The organism is Variovorax soli, assembly GCF_031454625.1.
Classification (GTDB): domain Bacteria; phylum Pseudomonadota; class Gammaproteobacteria; order Burkholderiales; family Burkholderiaceae_C; genus Variovorax; species Variovorax soli_A.
Map to the genome: position 1 here is coordinate 128,433 of NZ_JAVDRF010000004.1, position 19,580 is coordinate 148,012.

The following is a 19,580-nucleotide window of genomic DNA, read 5'->3' on the forward strand; positions in this document are numbered from 1 at the left end:
GCGCAGGGCGGTTGTTGCCGCCCTCCGCCGGCCCTACCAGCTCACCCGCACGCCCATCGTCCCCTGCACCGATGACTTCACCCGGGCCTCGCCGCCGTTGCTGGTGGTGCGCCCGACTTCGCCATACAGCGTCATGGCTGGCGTCAGCGCCAGCGACAAGCCGCCGGCCACTTCGGTCGCCGTGTAGCCGCTGGCGCTGGCAATGCGCGTGACGACTGCCGGACCGACGAAATCGACCAGGTCGGCGCCGGAGCTCGCGCGGTAGACGTTGATCCGCGCATAAGGTTGCAAGCGGCCCAACTCGGTAGCGATGCTGCCCTTGATGCGCAGGCCAACCCGGCCGATCCATCCGCCATTGGCATCCTGGTGGACGCGTGCGCCGGCGATCGTCACATCGTCGAGGTGGTTGCGCTGATGGATCAGCTGGACCTGCGGCTCGATACTCCAGCCCTCCGCCAGTGCGAAGGACTTGCCCGCTTCCACCGAGGCCGAGACGCTGCGCGCCTTGCCCGACACCGTGAAGCTAGCGTCCGGGCGCACGGTGTAGCGGTGGCTGCCCGCCTGCACCACGGTATCGACGTACCAGCCGCTGTCGGCGTCCCGCCAGCTCGCATAGCCACCGAGATAGCGAGAGCGCAGATCTGTGCTGCCAACTCGGCCGATGGTGCTGTTCGCGAAGCCACTCACGTCGGCACTGCCATCCAAGCCGCCGACATAGAGACCGAATCGCCAGTTGCCGCTGACCAGCAGGTCGCTGCCGGCCTGCAGGCCGCTGAGGTGACCATCACTGTGCGCGAGGGTGTTGCCGCTCTGCCGGATGTCCAGGTCTTTGTGCACTGCGCGCACCCAGGCTCGGCGGTCCGGACCGGTGCCGCTGTCGCCGAGACGGCTGTGCAGGTTGCCCAGCATTGCGAGATCGCCCTGGCGAAGTTGCGCAGGCAGGGCAGCAAAGAGGGGCATCTCGGTGCGATAGGCCTGGAGGACGATGGCTGGCGCGACGGCACTCGGCGCCTGGGTGGCGGCCTCGGTCTGCTTGGGTGTTTCGGCGGCTGCCGAGGCATGTGCTTCTGCCGACGCAGGTGCAGCAGCAGGCGCGGGAACAGCTGCGGGTGCGGCTGCGGGTGCAGGAGCAGCTGCGGGTGCGGCTGCGGGTGCAGGAGCAGCTGCGGGTGCGGGTGCAGGTGCAGGTGCAGGTGCCGGTGCGGGTGCAGGTGCGGGTGCCGGTGCGGGTGCGGGTGCCGGTGCGGGTGCCGGTGCGGGTGCGGGTGCCGGTGCGGGTGCGGGTGCGGGTGCGGGTGCAGGTGCAGGTGCAGGTGCAGGTGCAGGTGCAGGTGCAGGTGCGGGTGCGGGTGCGGGTGCGGGTGCGGGTGCGGGTGCGGGTGCAGGTGCGGGTGCGGGTGCAGGTGCGGGTGCGGGTGCGGGTGCAGGTGCGGGTGCAGGTGCGGGTGCAGGTGCAGGTGCAGGTGCAGGTGCCGGTGCGGGTGCAGGTGCCGGTGCCGGTGCGGGTGCCGGTGCGGGTGCCGAGCAGGTGGCTTTACCGACATCCTTGTCGTTGCCGCAGTTCGCCGCCGGGGCGGCGCTCGCAAAGGAGAGAAGTGCCAAGGCTATGCAGGCTTGCGCCCCCATCGCTCCGGCGAATCCAGGCATCCGGTCTTGCGACTCGCACCGGGCCTGGTCATCGGCCGCCGAACGGGCCACCCCGTTGGCGAGCTCCGAGGCCACCGCCCACGAGCCTTTCGATGCATTCCAGATGATCCTAAATACGTGGTTCATGTCTTCCTTCCTCTGTTGAAAACCGCCGAAACGGTAAATGAATACTTTCGAATGTAGAACCGAGGTACTCATCTGACTAAGGAAGGAGTTAACACATTTGGTTTCAATTTACCAAAAGCTATGCTTTTGATAGCAGTGGACTGGCACCACTAGGGGCGCGGGCGCAATTTCACATCGCAAAAATTGCTGCACGAATCCCTCGTCAAAGAGGGTGCGGTGCGCCGAACCACCGCAAGCTGGTGGCGGCGGTTCGAACGCGATTGGGGCGACCGCTAGTGCCCGGCTGGATCAGAAGTCGGCGTGTCGCGGCTTTGAGGCCTGCGCGCTGATGTCGCTACGCCGCCGTCTCAGCCGCGGCAGCGCCCGGGTCGATCATTCGATCGCCCTCGGGCACCCCAAGGGATTGCTGCTACGTGCAAGCGCGATCAGCACCTGCAGAGCCTGAGCTGTGGAAAGTCAAGGACTGCATGGCACCGGCGACGTGCAGCTATGGGACCTCTTGTCGGAGGTCGATGCGCCCCGGCTCTTCGTCGCCGACCGACTCGGGCGACTCGCGAGTCGGCGCGCTCAGCCCCTCGCCTTGCTGACCAGGCGCAGCCCCGGCATGAGCTCGGCGGCGAGTTCCGGGCGCTCGAGCGCGTAGTCGAGGTTCATGCGGGCGATCTCGACATGCTCTTCTCCCAGCGCCTGGGCGCGCGAGCCCTGCCCGCGTTCGATGGCTTGCACCAGGGAATGGTGCGTGCGATGCGCCTGCTTCATCCATTGGTGCCCTTCTTCCATGGATGACTGCATGGGCAGCATCGCGCTCGGGGAACCAAAGGGCTGCCGATCGAGCATCTCCATCACCCGCTGCAATGCAACGTTGCGGCAACCCTGCATGATGAGCTTGTGAAAGCGGTCGTTCATTTCGACATACGCCGTGTAGTCGTCAAGGTCCATCTCCGGCTTGTTCACGGCCTTGTCGCCCGCCTCGAGGCATTCATGCAACTCGCGCAGCAACTGACGTGATGCGCCGTCTTCCGCCAGGAGCCGTGCCGCGAAGCCTTCGACGACGCCGCGCACGCGAATGGCGTCGGCGATTTCCTGCGAAGTGAAGCGCCGCATCTGGTAGCCGCCGCCCGGCGACTGCTCGATCAATCCCTCGTGCTCCAGGCTGGCGAGGGCCAGCCTCACCGGCGTGCGCGACGCACCCAGTTTTTCCGCCAACGGGATCTCCGCCAGCCTCTCCCCGGGCACGAATTCGCCCTTGAGGATCAGGTCGCGAAGTTGCACCAGCACGCGGGATTGTTGGGAGTCCATGGGTTTCTCAAGGAGCAGGAAGCCTTGATTGTACAAAGATGATCGACCCTGCACTCAATCACTGGCATTCACGCTTTTCATTGCATGCAAGCAGCCATGAGCCTCGCCAAATGCCGGATCAAATCCGCGATTTGATAAGCGTAAACCCTAGTATTTAGGGCAAATTCGGGCCTGGCCCATTGACTCCAGGCAAATCGTCCAAAGACAATGCATCCCGTTGTATGCAGTCTTGAACTTGACCTTGATGGAGCACCCATGATCAGCGCGGAACAAAACGACCTCATGACCCGCATCGGCCGCGGCACGCCGGCGGGCCAACTGCTGCGCCGCTATTGGCAGCCCGTGGCCCTGGCCGATGAACTGGCGGGCCCCCGCCCGCTCAAGCCCGTGCAGCTGATGGGCCAGCACTTCGTGCTGTTCCGCGACGAGACCGGCCGGCTCGGCCTGCTCGATCGCGACTGTCCGCATCGCGGCGCCGACCTCGCCTTCGGCCGCCTCGAGAACGGCGGCATTCGCTGCGCCTTCCACGGCTGGCTGTTCGATGCCCATGGCCAATGCCTGGAGACGCCGGCCGAGCCGGCCGGCAGCAAGCTGTGCAGCCGCATCCGGCAGGCCGCGTACCCCGTGGTGGAGAAGAGCGGCGTGGTGTTCGCCTACATCGGCGAGGGCGAGCCGCCGGCCTTCCCGGACTTCGACTGCTTCGTCGCGCCAGACACGCACACCTTCGCCTTCAAGGGCCTGTTCGAGTGCAACTGGCTGCAGGCGCTGGAGGTGGGTATCGACCCGGCCCATGCGTCCTACCTGCATCGCTTCTTCGAGGACGCCGACACGTCCGAGAGCTATGGCAAGCAGTTCCGCGGCGCGTCCGCCGACTCCAGCATGCCGATCACCCAGGTTCTGCGCGACTACGACCGCCCGGACATCAGCGTGGAGCCCACCGACTACGGCATGCGCCTGACCGCGTTGCGCAAGCTGAGTGAGTCGAGCACCCATGTGCGCGTGACCAACCTCGTGTTCCCGCAGGCCTTCGTGATCCCCATGAGTGCGGAGATGACCATCTCGCAGTGGCATGTGCCGGTCGACGACACCCATTGCTACTGGTATGCGATCTTCACCAGCTTCACCGGCCCTGTGGACAAGCAGCAGATGCGCGAGCAGCGGCTCAAGCTGTACGAACTGCCCGACTACACCTCGCGCAAGAACAAGCGCAACAACTACGGCTTCAGCGTCGAGGAGCAGCTGAACGAAACCTACACCGGCATGGGCGACGACATCAACGTGCACGACCAGTGGGCCGTGGAGTCGCAGGGCCCGATCCAGGACCGCACGCGCGAGCACCTGGGCTCGACGGACAAGGGCATCATCACCTACCGCCGCATGCTGGTGCGCGCGATCGAGAGCTCGCAAGCCGGCGAAGGCGCGCCGATGCTGATCGACGCGCAGCAGGCGACCGCGCTGACCGGCCCGCCTTCGATCGACGGCATCGGCGAGGGCGACACCGACGCCTACTGGCAGGGTGCCGACCGCGAACGCCGCATGAAGTCCGACTGGGCCCGCGCCCGTCTCGGCGCCTGAGGCGGGATGGCCATGACACGATTCGTGGACCGCTTCGGCCTCTGGACCGACGACCAACTGAAGCAGGCGCACGACCTGGTTCGCCGCATCGATGCCGGGGAGTTCGATGTCGTGCGCTTTGCCTGGCCCGACCAGCACGGGCTGCTTCGCGGCAAGACCCTGGTCGCGAGCGAAGCGCGCGCGGCGCTGTGGGAAGGCGTGAACCTCACCTCCACGCTGCTGGCCAAGGACACCTCGCACAAGACGGTGTTCCCGGTTTTCGCGACGGGCGGCGGCTTCGCCATCGAGGGCTTCCAGGGCGGCGCGGACTTCACCATCGTGGCCGATCCGTCCACCTTCAAGGTCCTGCCCTGGACGCCGCGCACCGGCTGGGTGCTGTGCGACGCCTACATGGGCGACGGCAGCCCTTGCCCCTATGCGACGCGGCAGATCCTTCAAGGCGCCTTGCGCCAACTCGATGCGCTCGGGCTCGAATTCATCGCCGGACTCGAAGTGGAGTTCCACGTCTTCAAGCTGGAGGACGAACGCATGGGCCTGGCCGATTCGGGCCAGCCTGGCGAGCCGCCCCGTGTTTCGTTGCTGTCCCATGGCCACCAATACCTGACCGAGCTGCGCTATGACCGCGTCGATTCGGTGATGGAACTGCTGCGCTCGCAGCTGATCGCGCTCGGCCTGCCGTTGCGCTCGCTGGAGATCGAGTTCGGCCCGAGCCAATTCGAGCTCACCTTCGGCCCCACGTCCGGCCTGCTGCCGGCCGACACGATGGTGCTGTTGCGCAGCGCGATCAAGCAGATCTGCCAGCGTCACGGCTACCACGCCACCTTCATGTGCCGCCCGCGCATCCCCAACGTGATGTCCAGCGGCTGGCACCTGCACCAGTCGCTGCGCCGCAAGAGCGATGGCGTCAACGCCTTCATGCCGGAAGCGCCCGGCCAGGACCTGAGCGATCTGGGGCTGCACTACCTCGGCGGACTGAAGGAGCACGCCTGTGGTGCCGCAGCGCTGGCGAGCCCGACGATCAATGGTTACCGCCGGTACCGCCCCTTCTCCCTCGCACCCGACCGGGCGATCTGGGCGCGCGACAACCGCGGCGCGATGCTGCGCGTGCTCGGTGGACCGGGCCAGAGCGCAACACGCATCGAGAACCGCGTGGGAGAGCCGACCGCCAACCCCTATCTCTATCTCGCGTCGCAACTGTTCTCGGGCCTGGACGGCATGCGCAAGGAGACGAATCCCGGTCCGTCCGCGGACGCGCCCTATGAGACACCCGCGGAGCAATTGCCCCGTTCGCTCGACGAAGCGCTGGCATGTCTGCGCGGGAACGCGATGCTGAACGAGCAGATGGGCAAGTCCTTCATCGACTACCTCTGCCACATCAAGCAAGCGGAGATCGCCCGCTTCAACCTCGAGGTCAGCGAGTGGGAACACCGCGAGTACTTCGACATGTTCTAGGCCCCTCATGCCCACGATCAACTACATCCTCAAGGACGGCACGATCCGCAGCGTCGAGGCCCAGGTGGGTTCCAGCGTGATGGAGAACGCCATCCGCGGCAACGTCCGGGGCATCGACGCCGAGTGCGGGGGCTCCTGCTCCTGCGCGACTTGCCATGTCTACGTCGAGGAGGCCTTCTTCGATCGCCTTCCGCCGCCGGACGACATGGAAAACGAGCTGCTGGACGGCGTCGCATCCGAGCGCCTGCCCTCCAGCCGCTTGAGCTGCCAGCTCTCGGTGACGGCCGCGCTGGACGGCCTGACCGTGCGAGTGCCGGAGACGCAAAGCTGATGTCGCCCGCCCCTGCCCTCGTGATCGTCGGCGCCTCGTACGCGGGCGTCCAGATCGCTGCCGCTGCACGCGAACTCGGCTTCGCGGAGCGGATCGTGATCGTCGGAGACGAACTGCACGCGCCCTATCAGCGTCCGCCGCTCTCCAAAGGCTTCCTGACGGGCAAGACCAGCATCGACAGGCTGGCCCTGCGGGGCCCGGACTTCTATGCGCAGAACGACATCGAGCTCCTGCTCGGGCGCCGTGCGGAAGCGATGGACATCGGCGCGCGCACCGTGACGCTCGATGACGGCGCGAAGCTCGACTACGGCTGGGTGGCCCTGGCCACCGGCGCACGCTGCAGGCGGCTGCCGATCCCAGGCGCGACCTTGGAAGGCGTCTTCGACCTGCGCACCCTCGATGAGGCGACGCGGATCGCCGAGGCGGCGAACCAGGCGCAGCGCTGCTGCGTGATCGGAGGCGGCTTCATCGGCCTGGAAGTGGCCTCGGCACTGTGCTCGCGAGGCGTTGCCGTCACGGTGATCGAGGCCCAGCCACATCTTCTGACTCGCGCCCTGCCACCCGCGATGTCGGCCTACGTGGAAAGCGCGCACCGGCGCCGAGGCATCGATCTCCTCACCGGCCGCGGCGTGCGCGCGCTGCACGGCAGTCGGGGGCGCGTCGAGGCGGTCGAGATGGACGACGGCAGCCGCATCGATTGCGACATGGTCGTGCTCGGCATCGGCGTCGCACCCAATGTCGAGCTCGCGCAGCAGGCCGGCATCGCCATCGACAACGGCATCGTGGTCGATGCGCTGGGGCGCAGCTCCGCGCCGCACGTGCTTGCGGCGGGCGACGTCGCCAACATGGCGCTCGCGCCGGTACCCGGCGGCCCGACACGCATGCGGCTCGAGTCCATCCAGGCGGCCAACGACGGAGCAAGAGCACTGGCTTCGCTGCTGGTCGGCAAAGAGCAGTCCTGCACGGCAGTGCCGTGGTTCTGGAGCGATCAGTTCGACCTGAAGTTCCAGATGGCCGGCTTGCCGGTGCACGGCGACGAAGCAGTGTTGCGCGGCGACATGCGTACCGATCGTTTCAGCATGTTCTATCTGCGTGGCGGCGCGCTGGTCGCCTCCCATTCGGTCAACAGGCCCGCCGAGCACATGCTGAGCCGCAAGCTGATCGCTGCGCGGGCGCGCTTCACCGCCGCACAGCTCGCCGACGAATCCTTCGACCTCAAGGCGGCCACGGTCCCGTCCTGAACCTCCTTCTGCTTCCACTCCCCTCCCCCCGCCGGTACGCCGGCTTTCCTGAACTGAACGGAGCTTCCCCGATGATGAACAACAGAAACGTGCTCGCGACCCTGACCCTGGCCCTGGCCTGCATCGGCGCCATGGGCGTGGCAGGCCACGCCAACGCAGCCGACGAGCCGCTTCGCATCGGCCTGATCGCGACCTACTCCGGCCCCTACGCCGACTACGGTCGCCAGTTCGATGCGGGCATTGCCCTCTACCTCAAGGAACACGGGGGCAAGATCGCGGGCCGCAAGGTCGAGATCATCAAGAAGGACACCGGGGGTCCGGCACCCGACGCGGCCAAGCGCATTGCCCAGGAACTGATCGTCCGGGACAAGGCCAGCATCCTCACCGGCCTGGACTTCAGCCCCAACGCCTATGCCGTGGGGGCGATCGCCACGCAGGCCAAGACCCCCGCCATCGTGATGAATGCCGCCTCCTCGGCGATCACGACCAGCTCTCCCTATGTCGCGCGCCTGTCCTTCACGGTGCAGCAGGTCACCGAGCCGATGGCCAAGTACATGCTGAAGCAAGGCGTGAAGGAGGCGTACACCGTGGTGGCCGACTACGCCCCCGGCGTCGACGCCGAGACGGCCTTCAAGAAGGCCTTCGCTGCAGGTGGCGGCAAGATCGCCGGCGAGCTCCGCACGCCGATGAACAACCCGGACTTCTCGGCCTACGTGCAACGCATCAAGGACGCGAAGCCGCAGGCCGTGTTCTTCTTCTTTCCCTCGGGCGTGATGCCACCTGCCTTTCTCAAGGTGTGGAAGGAGCGCGGCATGGAAGAAGCGGGCATCAAGCTCTTCGCCACGGGCGAGGCGACCGACGACAGCTACCTCGATGCCACCGGCGACGTGGCGCTGGGCCTTCTCACGAGCCATCACTATTCCTATGCCCACAACTCGCCGAAGAACCAGAAGTTCGTGAAGGACTTTGCGGCCGAGTTCGGCGGCAAGCTGCGCCCCAGCTACTTCGCAGTCACCGCCTACGACGCAATGGAGGCCATCGAGCTCGCACTGGCGAAGACCAAGGGCGACATCGCCGGCGACAAGGTCATGGAAGCGCTCAGGGGCATGAAGTTCGAGAGCCCGCGGGGCCCGGTCGAGATCGACCCTGCCACGCGCGACATCGTGCAGACGGTCTACATCCGCAGGACCGAGCGCGTCAAGGGCGAGCTCGTGAATGTCGAGTTCGACCAGTTCGAGCGCGTGAAGGATCCGGCCAAGGAAGGCAAGTAGTCGAACCCGGCGCCAGCACGGCATCGCACTGCACCGACGCATTGGGCAATCCATGGAAATCGTGATCTTCGACGGGGTGGCCTACGGCATGCTCCTGTTCCTCATCGGCGTGGGCCTCTCCATCACGATGGGACTGATGAACTTCGTCAACCTCGCGCACGGCACCTTCGCGATGGTGGGCGGCTATGCCGCCAGCGTACTGATGAGCCGCTTCGGCATGGGCTTCTTGCCCTCGCTGGCGACCGCCTTCGTGACGGCCGCTCTGGTCGGGGCGGTGCTGGAGCTGGTTTTGTACAGGCGGCTCTATCGCGCGCATCCGCTGGACCAGGTGCTGCTGTCCATCGGGATCGTGTTCGTCTCGGTGGCCACCTTCACCTACTTCTTCGGGCCGACCATGCAGGCCTTCGAACTGCCGGCGGTGCTGGACGGCCGCGTCTCGCTCCTCGGGGTGGAGGTAGGCCGTTATCGCCTGTTCCTGATCCTGTGCGGCACGCTGGTGCTCGCGACACTGCTGCTCGTGCTGGGCAGGACGCGCTACGGCGCGATGGTGCGCGCTGCCGTGGACAACCAGCGCGTCGCCGGCGGCACGGGCATCCACGTGCAGCGACTGTTTTTCCTGACCTTCTCGCTGGGCTGCGGCCTGGCAGGCCTCGGCGGTGCCCTGAGCCTCGGCATGCTGGGGCTGGAGCCGTCCTTTCCGCTCAAGTACCTGGTGTATTTCCTGATCGTGGTGTGCGTCGGCGGCGCCGGCACCATCACGGGTCCCTTCATCGCCGCGCTGCTGGTCGGGGTGGTGGACGTCGCGGGCAAGTACTACCTGCCGCAGGCAGGCGCATTCCTTATCTACGTCGTCATGATCGTCATGCTGCTGCTGCGACCGAACGGCATCATCCCGCGCAAGGGGCTCGCATGAGAGCCATCTCCCTCTCGGCCGGGCAGCTGCGCATCGCAGAGATCGCCTTCTGGCTGGTCCTGGCCGCCAGCTTCTTCCTGCTGCCGGACAAGCTCACGCTGATGAGCCAGATCCTGATCTTCGGCTTGTTCGCAGTGGCGCTCGACCTGGCGCTCGGCTACGCAGGCATCCTCACGGTGGGCCATGCCGCCTTCTTCGGCGCGGGCGCCTACACGGCCGGCTTGCTGGCCAAGCATGGCTGGGGCGAGCCGTTCTCCGGCCTGCTGCTGGCCCTGCTCGTGTGCGTGGCGCTCGGCTACATGCTGAGCTACCTGGTGGTCCGCGGCGCCGATCTCACGCGGCTCATGATCACCATCGGCGTCTGTGTGCTGCTGGCAGAGCTGGCCAACCGCCTGTCCTCCATCACCGGCGGCACCGATGGGCTGCAGGGCATGGTGGTCTCGCCGGTGCTGGGCCTGTTCGAGTTCGACCTCTTCGGCAGGACCGCCTTCGTCTACGCCTACGGCGTGGTGCTGGCCGTCTTCGTGGTGGTGCGGCTCGTCACCCGCTCCCCCTTCGGACTGGCGTTGCGCGGCATCCATGACAGCCGCAAGCGCATGCTGGCCATCGGCTCGCCGGTCGAGTCACGGTTGCGCCTGGCCTACGCACTGTCCGCGGGCGTCGCAGGCATCGCGGGCGCGCTGCTGGCACAGACAACGCAGTTTGTCGGCATCGAGTCGATCGGCTTCAACCGCTCGGCCGAGGTGCTGATCATCCTGGTGCTGGGCGGCACCGGCCGCCTCTACGGCGGGCTCGCAGGCGCGATCGTCTACATGCTGGTGCACGACTGGTTCGCCGACCTGAACCCACAGTACTGGATGTTCTGGCTGGGCATCTTCCTCATTGCCGTCGTAATGCTCGGCCGCGGCGGGATCATGGGCGCGCTGTCGCGCCTGGTGAAGACACGGAGGCCCTCATGAGCGGCGCGACAACACTGCGCACGCGCGCCCTCGGCATCTCCTTCGGCGCCTTCCGGGCCGTGAGCGATGTCAATCTCGTGCTGGAGCCCGGCGCTCGCCAGGCGCTCATCGGCCCGAACGGGGCGGGCAAGACCACGCTCATCAACCTGCTGACGGGTGTCTTCAGGCCCACCGCCGGCAGCATCCACATGGGGGAGCACGAGCTCACGACGCTGTCTGCCGACAAGCGCGCGCGGCTCGGGCTCGCGCGCACGTTCCAGATCAATACGCTCTTCCCCAGCCTCACTCCGCTGCTGTCCGTCGTGCTCGCCATCAGCGAGCGCGATGGCCTGGGTGCCGTCTGGTGGCGGCCGCTCGCCCGCCACAAGGCGGTGTACGACGAGGCGCACGCCCTGCTCGGCCGGTTGAAGCTCGACGCACTCGCCCATGTGCCGGTGGCCGAGCTCGCCTACGGAAAACAGCGGCTGCTGGAGATCGCCATCGCCATGGCGGCCCGGCCCCGCATCCTCCTGCTCGACGAGCCCGCCGCGGGCGTCCCGCAGGACGAAAGCGGCGAGCTCTTCGAGGCCATCGCCGAGCTGCCCCAGGACATCAGCATCCTGTTCATCGAACACGACATGGACCTCGTCTTTCGCTTCTCTCGCCGCATCTCCGTGCTCGTGGCCGGCCAGATCCTGATCGAAGGCACGCCCGCCGAGATCGGCGCCGACGCTCGCGTGCGCGAGGTCTATCTCGGGCAAGCGGGTGCCGCGCATCGCGGAGTCGCCCATGTCTGAGATGCTCGCTTTCGACCAGGTGGTCGCCGGCTACGGGAGCGCGGTTGTGCTGCACGGGCTGAGCTTCTCTCTGGCCCAGGGCCAGAGCCTGGCCGTGCTCGGGCGCAACGGCGTCGGCAAGACCACGCTGCTGGAAACGCTGATGGGCAACACGCGCGTGATGCGTGGGGCTGTGCGCTGGTGCGGCGAGGATCTGGGCCGCTGGCCCTCGTACCGCCGCGTGCGCGCCGGCCTGGGCTGGGTGCCGCAGGAGCGCGAAGTCTTCCCATCCCTCACGGTCGAGGAGAACCTCACCGTGGTGGCCCGGCCGGGCCCCTGGCACCTTCGGCGCGTGTACGAGTTCTTTCCGCGCCTGCGCGAACGCCGCGGCAACTATGGCAACCAGCTCTCCGGCGGCGAGCAGCAGATGCTGTCCATCGGCCGCGCGTTGATGACCAACCCGAAGCTGCTGCTGCTCGACGAGCCGATGGAGGGGCTGGCGCCCATCATCGTCGAGGAGCTTGCCCGATCGATTCGCCGGCTCTGCGAGAGCGAGGGCCTGCCCTCGATCGTGGTCGAGCAGCACCCCGTGCTCGCACTGGAGATGACGCACCAGGCCATCGTGCTGGAGCGCGGCACCGTGGTACACGCCGGGTCGAGCGCGGCGCTGGCCGGGAACGCCCGCCTGCTCGAAGGCTTTCTCGGTGTCGGCGCCGCTGAAGCGCACATCCACAACAACACAGGAGCTTCCAATGATTCCAATGACCTCGACGATCGCCTCGCATAACGCGCGCAAACCGGCGACAGGCCGCAGGCTGCTCTTCAAGGCACTCGCCGCCTTGTCGGCGGCGGCCACGCTGGCCTCGTGCGCCAGCATTGCAGCGACCAGCGCAGACACCGTGTATCTCGACGGCAAGGTGATCACGGTCGACAAGCGCTTCTCCATCGCCCAGGCGCTGGCGATCAAGGACGGGAGGTTCGTCGCCGTGGGGTCTTCCGACGAGATTCGGAAGTACGTCGGGTCCGGCACGCGCGTGGTCGACCTGCACGGCAAGACGGTCATTCCCGGCCTCATGGACAGCCACAGCCACATGATCGGCGCGGGAACCGCGGAAACCACCGCACAGGTGATCAAGGCCAAGACCGTGGCCGACGCTCAAGCCATCATTGCCGACTTCATCAGGTCGAAGAAGATCCCTGCCGGCGAATGGGTGCAGACCAGCCGCTGGCATCCGCCTTCGCAATTGCGCGAGCAGCGCTACCTGACGCGCCAGGAGCTGGATGCAGTTTCACCGGACAACCCGGTCTTCGTGCAGACCGTGGGCCATTTCGCGATGGCCAACACCAAGGCCTTGCAGCTGGCCGGGATCTCGCGCACGACGAAGGATCCGGTGGGCGGAAAGATCTTCCGCGACGCGAACGGCGACGCGACGGGGGTGCTCGAGGAGACGGCCATCGACCTCGTCGCCGACAAGATCCCGAAGCCGAACTTCGACCAGCTGCTCACCCAGCTCGCCGCCGCGCAACGGATCTACAACGAGTCGGGCATCACCAGCACCGTGGACGCAGCGCTCACGGAGGAGCAGATCGACGCCTATTTCACGCTGGCGCAACGTGGCCAATCATCTGTTCGCACGGGCGTGATGTGGATCAGCCGCGCCTCCACCGCGGCCGAGTTCGAGCAGATGCTCAAGCGCGCCAAGTACAAGGACAACAGCGGCAACGACTGGGTGCGCACGGCGGGAATCAAGATCGTGGCGGACGGGGGCATGACGCTGAAATCGGCGCTCGTGCGCGAGGCGTATGCAGACGACGCGCACAACCACGGCACGCTCGCGCTCGACCCCGAGGCCTACAAGCAGAGCGCCGTGCTGGCCAACAACTACGGCTGGCGGGTCGGCACCCATGCCGTCGGCGATGCCGCGGTTGACCTCGTCCTGGATGCCTACGCAGGCGCAGACAAGCAGAAGTCGATCATGGGCCGGCGCTTCATCGTGATTCACGGCAGCCTCATGACCAAGGAGCAGATCCTTCGCGCCAAGCAGCTGGGCGTGCGCGTCGACGCGCAGAACGTCTTCATGTGGGACAAGGCCGCCACGGTCGAGCGATACATGGGTCCCGTGCTGGCCAACCGCGCAGTGCCCACCCGCTGGCTGTTGGACACGCTCGGCGTAGAGGGCACCGCGGCCGGCACGGACAACCAGGTGAACATCCTCGATCCGTTCGTCGGCCTCTACATCATGGTGACGCGCAAGGACCCGAACGGGAAGGTCTACGGTGCCGAGCAGGCCCTCACGCGCGAGGAAGCACTGCGCCTGTACACGAACGCGGGGCCCTACTACACCTTCGAGGAAAAGAAGAAGGGATCGATCGAGGTGGGCAAGTTCGCGGACATGGTGGTGCTCTCGGCGGACTACCTGTCGGTGCCGGACGCACAGATCAAGGACATCAAGCCCTTGCAGACGATCGTCGATGGCAAGGTCGTCTACGACGCCAGCGCGCGGCCCCAATGAGGACACGGCGCCCCATCGCGGTCTTCCAGCACACCGAAGTGGGCGCGCCGGGTGCGGCCGTGCCCATCCTCGAGTCGCTCGGCTGCCAGGTGGAACTGATCCGCATCATGGACGGCGATGCCGTGCCGCCGGACGCGTCGCGCTTCGGAGGGCTGGTGTTCATGGGCGGCAACATGAGCGCCGGCGACCCGCTTCCGTGGATCGCCGCCGAACTCGCGCTGATCCGCGATGCCGACAGGCGGCGCATTCCGGTGGCAGGACACTGCCTCGGCAGCCAGATCATCGCCGTGGCGCTCGGCGGCGCCGTGCGAACGCTCGAGAGGCCGGAGATCGGCTGGTGCGAGATCACGGCCGACGCGTCCCCCACCGCAAGCGAATGGTGGGGCGAGCATGCGGGCCAGGTGCTGCCGACCTTCCAATGGCATGCCGATACCTTCCAGCCGCCGGCGGGTGCCGTGTCCTTGGCAACGGGCGTGCATTGCCGCAACCAGGCCTTTGTCCTCCAGGGCATCCACCTGCTGATCCAATCCCATCTGGAAATGACGCCGGCGCTTGTTCAGCTGGCGGTCGAGCGCAACGGCCACCAGATGCTGCGGCAGAACGCGCTGGCGAACCCGGCCACCAGCGACTATCTCGAGGTTCTTCGGGACTTGCCTCGCCGGACGCAGCAGATGCACGGCCTGCTCCAGCGCCTGTACTCCCGCTGGCTTGCGTGACCCCTTCCGGTGATGGGGGGCGGGGCCAAGGACGGACTCGGACGCGAGCGGGCGTCGCCGGCGTGTTTCCCGCATGTATCCGCGCCGTATCGCCAAGGCAATATCGTGCGTACGAGCGCGCGGCGCCCTAGACTGCGGGCCATGGCCTCGGAACGCCGCCTTCGCTCTACCGACGCTCCCGCGTGGACCGACGCGGCAGAAGCGATGTACCGCGCCGCACGGGCCGTGGCGGGCGCCAGTGGCACGGGCACCATGGCCGCGCTGGTGCACGAGCTTGCGCAGATCCTGCGCGTGGCGACTGTGTTCGTGGCGGTTTTCACCGACAACTCGCGCCGCACGCTGCGGACGCTGGCCTGCGTGCTCGATGGCAAGGCGTTGAGCAACTTCGAATACCCGCTTTCCGGTTCTCCTTGCGCGCAGGTGGTGGGCCATGGCTACCGCTTCGTCTCCCATGGCGTCGCCGCCGAATTTCCCCCTGGCGCGATGTTCGCGGCCGGGTGCATGGAGTCGTACGCCGCGTTTCCCCTGAACGGCGCCGACGGCGATCCGCACGGGCTGCTGGTGGCGATGGACCGCCAGCCGATCCCGGATGCCACCTTGGCCGAGGCGCTCCTGAAGATCTTCGCCAGCCGCATCAGTGCCGAGATCGAGCGCAGCAGGGCAGACGAGGCGCTGCGCGCGGCGGCGCTGGCGGTGTCCGCGGCCAGTGGCGAATCGGTGTTTGCCGAGTTGGCCCGTTATATGACGACGATCCTGCGCGTCGAGATGGCGTTCATTTCGCGCCACCGGCCCGAAGACGGCGATTTCCTGCACTTGCTGGCGATGGTCAGCGACGACGAGGTGCTGCAAGGCCATCGCTACCCGGTCAAGGGAACGCCATGCGAGCATGTGCTCGGCCGACAATTTCGCGCCTTTCCGTCGAAACTGCGCGAGTCGTTCGCGTTGGACGAGAACGCGTGGCTGTCAGGGGCCGAAAGCTATGCCGGCCTGCCATTGAACGATGCGCAGGGCCGGCCGCTGGGCACCATCGGCATCATCTCGCGACACCCGTTGGCGAACGTCGAGCGCATCGAGTCGATGCTGCGCATCTTCGCCGTGCGTGCCGCGGCCGAGATCGAACAGCTGGGTGCCCGCGAGGCCCTGCAGCGTTCGGAGTCCAGCTACCGTGCCATCTTCGAGGCGTCGGAGGATTCGATCTTCATCCACGACTGGGACAGCGGGGTGATCCTGGACGCCAATCCCAAGGCCTGCGAGGTCTACGAGTACAGCCGCGATGAACTGTGCCGGTTTTCGCTGACCGACATCAGTTCGGGCGAGGCGCCCTACACGGCCGAGCAGGGACTGAAGCACATGCAACTGGCGAGGCTGGGGCGCTGCCCGCCGTTCGAGTGGCACCGGCGCAACCGCGACGGGGCCCTGCGCTGGGACGAGGTCCGGCTCAAGCCCGCGATGATCGACGGACGCCCTCATATCGTGACGTTCGCGCGCGACATCACCGATCGCAAGGCGGCCGTCGAGGCCTTGCGATCGCGCGAGGAGCAGTACCGGGTGATCTTCGACGGCAGCGCCGATGCGCTGGCCTTGTGGAATGACGCGCTGTGCATCGTCGACGTCAACCCGGCATTCGGGCGCATGTTCGGCTATGCGCGCGAGCAGATCATCGGCAAGTCCCTCCCGTCCAACATCGAAGCCCGTGAGCGCGATCGGCGCATAAAGCTCATACGCGCCGCGCTGGCTGGCCAGGAAGGGGCGATGGAAACGCGCGCCGTACGCCAGGACGGCAGCGTGTTCGACCTCGAGTTGCGCTACTTGCCGATCGGCTACGCTGGCGCGCCGCATGTGCTGGCGGTCGGGCGCGACATCACGGAGCGCAAGGCGGCGCTGGCGGCGCTGGAAGCCCAGGAGCAGAAGTACCGGGCCATTTTCGACGGCAGCGTCGATTCGATGGTGCTGTGGAGCCAGGAGCTGCACACGGTCGATGTCAATCAGGCCTTCCTGCGCATGACCGGCCTGACGCGGGAGCAGGTGATCGGCAGGCATTGGACGCAACGCCCCGATGCGCAAGACATGCAGCGCCTGATCGGCTACATCGAGGCGGCATTGCAAGGGCGCGAGACGCAGGCCGTCGAACCGGTGACGCGCGCCGACGGCAGCTCGTTCCACATCGAACTTCGCTATTTGCCGGTGCGCCTGGGCAATACGCCCTACGTGCTGGGTGTCGGCCGCGACGTGAGCGAGCGCATCGTGAGCGAACGTGCGCTGCGCGCCAGCGAAGCGCAGTACCGCGGCATTTTCAACGCCTCGGCCGACGCCCTGGTGCTGCGCGCAGCCGACTTCAGCATCGTCGATGCCAACGCAACCTACGAGCGCATGAGCGGCTACCGGCTGGCGGAGGTGCTGGGTGTCGACCGGGTGCTGGCGAACCCGCCCGAGATTGCGGCGACGATCCGTCGCCTGCACGAGCAGGCGTTGGCCGGGGAGCCGATCCGGCTCGAGACCGAGCTCGTGCGACGCGACGGCGAACGCTATGACCTGGAGTTGCGCGGCGTCCCGATCCTGCACCACGGCGAACCCCATGTGCTGTACATCGGGCGCGACATGACGCAGAGCAAGCGCGCCGAGCGGGCCTTGCGCAACAGCGAGGAGCAGTACCGGGCGATCTTCAACGCTTCCGCCGATGCACTGGTGGTCCGCGACGCCGACTACCGCGCGGTGGACGTGAATCCGGCCTATCTTTGCATGAGCGGCTACTCGCGCGAGGAGGTGTTGAGTGCGGCCACGGTGCTGACTCAACCGGACACGTCGCTGCGTCAGCGGCACCGGGAACAGCACGCCGCCATCCTGGCCGGCGAGCCGGTTCGCTTCGAGGCGCCTGGCGTGCGCAAGGACGGCAGCGACTTCTACCTCGAGGTCAACGGCATGCCGGTGACCTACCGCGGTGAGCCGCATGTGCTGTATGCGGCGCGTGACATCACCGAGCGAAAAGCCGCCGCGGATGCGCTGCGGATGCGCGAGCAGCAGTACCGGGCCATCTTCGACGGCTCGGCCGACGCGATGGTGCTGTGGAATTCGGAGATCCGTTTCGTCGACGTCAACCGGGCCTACACGCAGATGTACGGCTTCTCGCATGACGAGGTGATCGGCACGACCTTGGACGGCCGCCTGCCGCCGGAGCTGGTGGCGCAACGCTCGGCCTGCATACGCGCCGCGCTCGCCGGCAAGGAAAGCGTGCTCGAGACCACGACCCTGCGCAAGAACGGCGAGTCCTTCGATGTCGAGCTGCGCTACCTGCCGATCGTGCACCTGGGCAAGCCGCATGTGCTGGCGATCGCGCGCGACATCACCGAACGCCGCGCCGCCGAGGTCCAGCGCGAGCGGCTCGAAGCACAGCTGCGCCAGGCGCAAAAGATGGAGGCCATCGGCCAGCTCACCGGTGGCATCGCGCACGACTTCAACAACATCCTCACCAGCATCATCGGCTATCTGGTCCTGGGCCAGGAGCGCGCCGAAATTCTCGGCGACGCCAAGCTGCAGCACCAGCTGGGGCAGGCGCACATCGCTGCCCAGCGCGCGCGCGAGCTGATCGCGCAGATGCTGGCCTTTGCGCGGCGCCAGCGCGGCCAACGGCGGGCTCTGGCATTGGGCCCGCTGGTCGACCAGACCCTGCAACTGCTGCGCGCCACGCTGCCCTCCTCGGTGTCGCTGGACTTTGCCGCGCCTCCCTCGACCGGGGGCGCCGAGCTGCACGTCGCCGTCGATGCCGTACACCTGGAACAGGTGCTGTTCAACCTGTGCATCAATGCGCGCGACGCCATCACCGGATCGGGGTGGATCCGTGTGCGTCTGGGCCGCAATCGCGGTGAGTGGACCTGCGCGTCGTGCCGCGCCCACATCGACGCCGGCCACTGGGTGGAGTTGAGCGTGGCCGACAGCGGCAGCGGCATCGCGCCGGATCTGATCGAACGCATTTTCGAGCCCTTCACCTCCAGCAAGGAGGTCGGCCGAGGCTCGGGCATGGGCCTGGCGATGGTGCACGGCATCGTGCATGACCACGGCGGCCACGTGCTCGTCGAGACCTCGCCGGGCGCCGGCTCCGTGTTCCGCGTGCTGCTGCCGCCGGCCAGCGGCGCGGAGGTCGACGCCGATGACGCACCGGTTGTGGCCGCCGGCGGCGAGGCGCTCTGCGCCCGCGTCATGGTCGTCGACGACGAAACCATGGTTGGTGACTTCATGGTCGAACTGCTGTCCGGCTGGGGTATCGAGGTGGTGCTGCATCGCAGTCCGCTGCAGGCGCTGGCCTGGCTGGGCGACCCGAGCCAGCCGCTCGACCTGCTGCTCACTGACCAGACCATGCCGCAGCTCGATGGCCTGCAACTGGCGCAGCGTGCCAGTGCGCTGCGACCGGGCCTGCCGGTCTTGCTGTACACCGGCAATGCCGACGGCATTGACGACGTCGAAGCGAAACGCCACGGCGTTTGGGGCGTGCTGCGCAAGCCCGTCGACAACGAGGCACTGCACGCGCTGATGAAATCGTGCCTTCACCAGGCGCGCGGCAGCACCCTTCCCTGTCGCTGAGCCAGTCGCGGGCCGATACCGCGTCAATACAAAGATGCGGCTGCGCGACAAGTGGTGAATACCAACGCCTCGCAGAATTCGTTTCACGCAGTCGCACCCCGCATCCGCCCGGTCGTCGGCGAAGTCTGGATGCATCCAATCAGCGGCACCCTTGTCGCTTCGCCAGCGCGGCCGGACGCTGCGCGATGGACGTACCTGCCCCGGCCG

Annotated in this window: 14 protein-coding genes; 12 read left to right on the forward strand and 2 right to left on the reverse strand. The window is 67.0% G+C overall.

The genetic code is table 11. The features are described from left to right. Positions 1 to 33: 33 nt before the first annotated feature. Together J2739_RS27885 and J2739_RS10710 are read right to left on the reverse strand one after the other, a co-directional pair. On the reverse strand, positions 34 to 1,845 hold the full coding sequence (locus tag J2739_RS27885; protein WP_405053869.1) for an autotransporter domain-containing protein: 1,812 nt from the start codon (positions 1,843 to 1,845) through the stop codon (positions 34 to 36). Positions 1,846 to 2,340: 495 nt separating this feature from the next. Beyond that, positions 2,341 to 3,072 (reverse strand): GntR family transcriptional regulator, encoded by a 732-nt coding sequence (locus tag J2739_RS10710; protein ID WP_309902117.1) that lies wholly within the window; start codon positions 3,070 to 3,072, stop codon positions 2,341 to 2,343. A gap of 255 nt (positions 3,073 to 3,327) precedes the next feature. Here J2739_RS10710 and J2739_RS10715 point away from each other — a divergent pair, with 255 nt between their 5' ends. The 12 genes from J2739_RS10715 to J2739_RS10770 all read left to right on the forward strand — a co-directional run bounded on the left by J2739_RS10715 (position 3,328) and on the right by J2739_RS10770 (position 19,373). Continuing rightward, positions 3,328 to 4,647 (forward strand): aromatic ring-hydroxylating dioxygenase subunit alpha, encoded by a 1,320-nt coding sequence (locus tag J2739_RS10715; protein ID WP_309901334.1) that lies wholly within the window; start codon positions 3,328 to 3,330, stop codon positions 4,645 to 4,647. Positions 4,648 to 4,659: 12 nt separating this feature from the next. Then, positions 4,660 to 6,099 carry a glutamine synthetase family protein gene (locus J2739_RS10720; protein WP_309901337.1) on the forward strand — a complete coding sequence of 480 codons (1,440 nt, stop codon included), beginning with the start codon at positions 4,660 to 4,662 and terminating at the stop codon, positions 6,097 to 6,099. 7 nt (positions 6,100 to 6,106) lie between these two features. Further along, positions 6,107 to 6,430: a 2Fe-2S iron-sulfur cluster-binding protein gene (locus tag J2739_RS10725; RefSeq protein ID WP_309901339.1), complete on the forward strand. Its 324-nt coding sequence runs from the start codon at positions 6,107 to 6,109 to the stop codon at positions 6,428 to 6,430. Further along, the gene (locus J2739_RS10730; RefSeq protein ID WP_309901341.1) at positions 6,430 to 7,671 is read left to right on the forward strand and encodes an NAD(P)/FAD-dependent oxidoreductase; all 1,242 of its coding nucleotides are present in this window, start codon (positions 6,430 to 6,432) and stop codon (positions 7,669 to 7,671) included. Before J2739_RS10725 ends, J2739_RS10730 begins: the two co-directional genes overlap by 1 nt. Positions 7,672 to 7,745: 74 nt before the next feature. Then, the gene (locus J2739_RS10735) at positions 7,746 to 8,942 is read left to right on the forward strand and encodes an ABC transporter substrate-binding protein (protein WP_405053879.1); all 1,197 of its coding nucleotides are present in this window, start codon (positions 7,746 to 7,748) and stop codon (positions 8,940 to 8,942) included. Between the two features lie 52 nt (positions 8,943 to 8,994). After that, the gene (locus J2739_RS10740; RefSeq protein WP_309901345.1) at positions 8,995 to 9,855 is read left to right on the forward strand and encodes a branched-chain amino acid ABC transporter permease; all 861 of its coding nucleotides are present in this window, start codon (positions 8,995 to 8,997) and stop codon (positions 9,853 to 9,855) included. Next, complete coding sequence (locus tag J2739_RS10745) at positions 9,852 to 10,814, forward strand: branched-chain amino acid ABC transporter permease (RefSeq protein WP_309901347.1); 963 nt, start codon at positions 9,852 to 9,854, stop codon at positions 10,812 to 10,814. Before J2739_RS10740 ends, J2739_RS10745 begins: the two co-directional genes overlap by 4 nt. Then, positions 10,811 to 11,590: an ABC transporter ATP-binding protein gene (locus J2739_RS10750; protein ID WP_309901349.1), complete on the forward strand. Its 780-nt coding sequence runs from the start codon at positions 10,811 to 10,813 to the stop codon at positions 11,588 to 11,590. Before J2739_RS10745 ends, J2739_RS10750 begins: the two co-directional genes overlap by 4 nt. Further along, positions 11,583 to 12,356, forward strand: a complete 774-nt coding sequence (locus J2739_RS10755) for an ABC transporter ATP-binding protein (RefSeq protein WP_309901351.1) — start codon at positions 11,583 to 11,585, stop codon at positions 12,354 to 12,356. The genes J2739_RS10750 and J2739_RS10755 overlap by 8 nt, the downstream gene beginning before the upstream one ends. After that, positions 12,322 to 14,082: an amidohydrolase gene (locus J2739_RS10760; RefSeq protein WP_309901352.1), complete on the forward strand. Its 1,761-nt coding sequence runs from the start codon at positions 12,322 to 12,324 to the stop codon at positions 14,080 to 14,082. Before J2739_RS10755 ends, J2739_RS10760 begins: the two co-directional genes overlap by 35 nt. Next, positions 14,079 to 14,798 carry a type 1 glutamine amidotransferase gene (locus J2739_RS10765; RefSeq protein ID WP_309901354.1) on the forward strand — a complete coding sequence of 240 codons (720 nt, stop codon included), beginning with the start codon at positions 14,079 to 14,081 and terminating at the stop codon, positions 14,796 to 14,798. The genes J2739_RS10760 and J2739_RS10765 overlap by 4 nt, the downstream gene beginning before the upstream one ends. Before the next feature lie 141 nt (positions 14,799 to 14,939). Next, positions 14,940 to 19,373, forward strand: coding sequence for a PAS domain-containing hybrid sensor histidine kinase/response regulator (locus J2739_RS10770; RefSeq protein ID WP_309901356.1), 4,434 nt, complete (start codon positions 14,940 to 14,942; stop codon positions 19,371 to 19,373). Positions 19,374 to 19,580 lie beyond the last annotated feature (207 nt).

Coding starts and splice junctions, on each gene's coding strand:
- J2739_RS27885 (WP_405053869.1), bottom strand. CDS start 1,845: ATGAGTACCTCGGTTCTACATTCGAAAGTATTCATTTACCGTTTCGGC.
- J2739_RS10710 (WP_309902117.1), bottom strand. CDS start 3,072: ATGGACTCCCAACAATCCCGCGTGCTGGTGCAACTTCGCGACCTGATC.
- J2739_RS10715 (WP_309901334.1), top strand. CDS start 3,328: ATGATCAGCGCGGAACAAAACGACCTCATGACCCGCATCGGCCGCGGC.
- J2739_RS10720 (WP_309901337.1), top strand. CDS start 4,660: ATGACACGATTCGTGGACCGCTTCGGCCTCTGGACCGACGACCAACTG.
- J2739_RS10725 (WP_309901339.1), top strand. CDS start 6,107: ATGCCCACGATCAACTACATCCTCAAGGACGGCACGATCCGCAGCGTC.
- J2739_RS10730 (WP_309901341.1), top strand. CDS start 6,430: ATGTCGCCCGCCCCTGCCCTCGTGATCGTCGGCGCCTCGTACGCGGGC.
- J2739_RS10735 (WP_405053879.1), top strand. CDS start 7,746: ATGAACAACAGAAACGTGCTCGCGACCCTGACCCTGGCCCTGGCCTGC.
- J2739_RS10740 (WP_309901345.1), top strand. CDS start 8,995: ATGGAAATCGTGATCTTCGACGGGGTGGCCTACGGCATGCTCCTGTTC.
- J2739_RS10745 (WP_309901347.1), top strand. CDS start 9,852: ATGAGAGCCATCTCCCTCTCGGCCGGGCAGCTGCGCATCGCAGAGATC.
- J2739_RS10750 (WP_309901349.1), top strand. CDS start 10,811: ATGAGCGGCGCGACAACACTGCGCACGCGCGCCCTCGGCATCTCCTTC.
- J2739_RS10755 (WP_309901351.1), top strand. CDS start 11,583: ATGTCTGAGATGCTCGCTTTCGACCAGGTGGTCGCCGGCTACGGGAGC.
- J2739_RS10760 (WP_309901352.1), top strand. CDS start 12,322: ATGATTCCAATGACCTCGACGATCGCCTCGCATAACGCGCGCAAACCG.
- J2739_RS10765 (WP_309901354.1), top strand. CDS start 14,079: ATGAGGACACGGCGCCCCATCGCGGTCTTCCAGCACACCGAAGTGGGC.
- J2739_RS10770 (WP_309901356.1), top strand. CDS start 14,940: ATGGCCTCGGAACGCCGCCTTCGCTCTACCGACGCTCCCGCGTGGACC.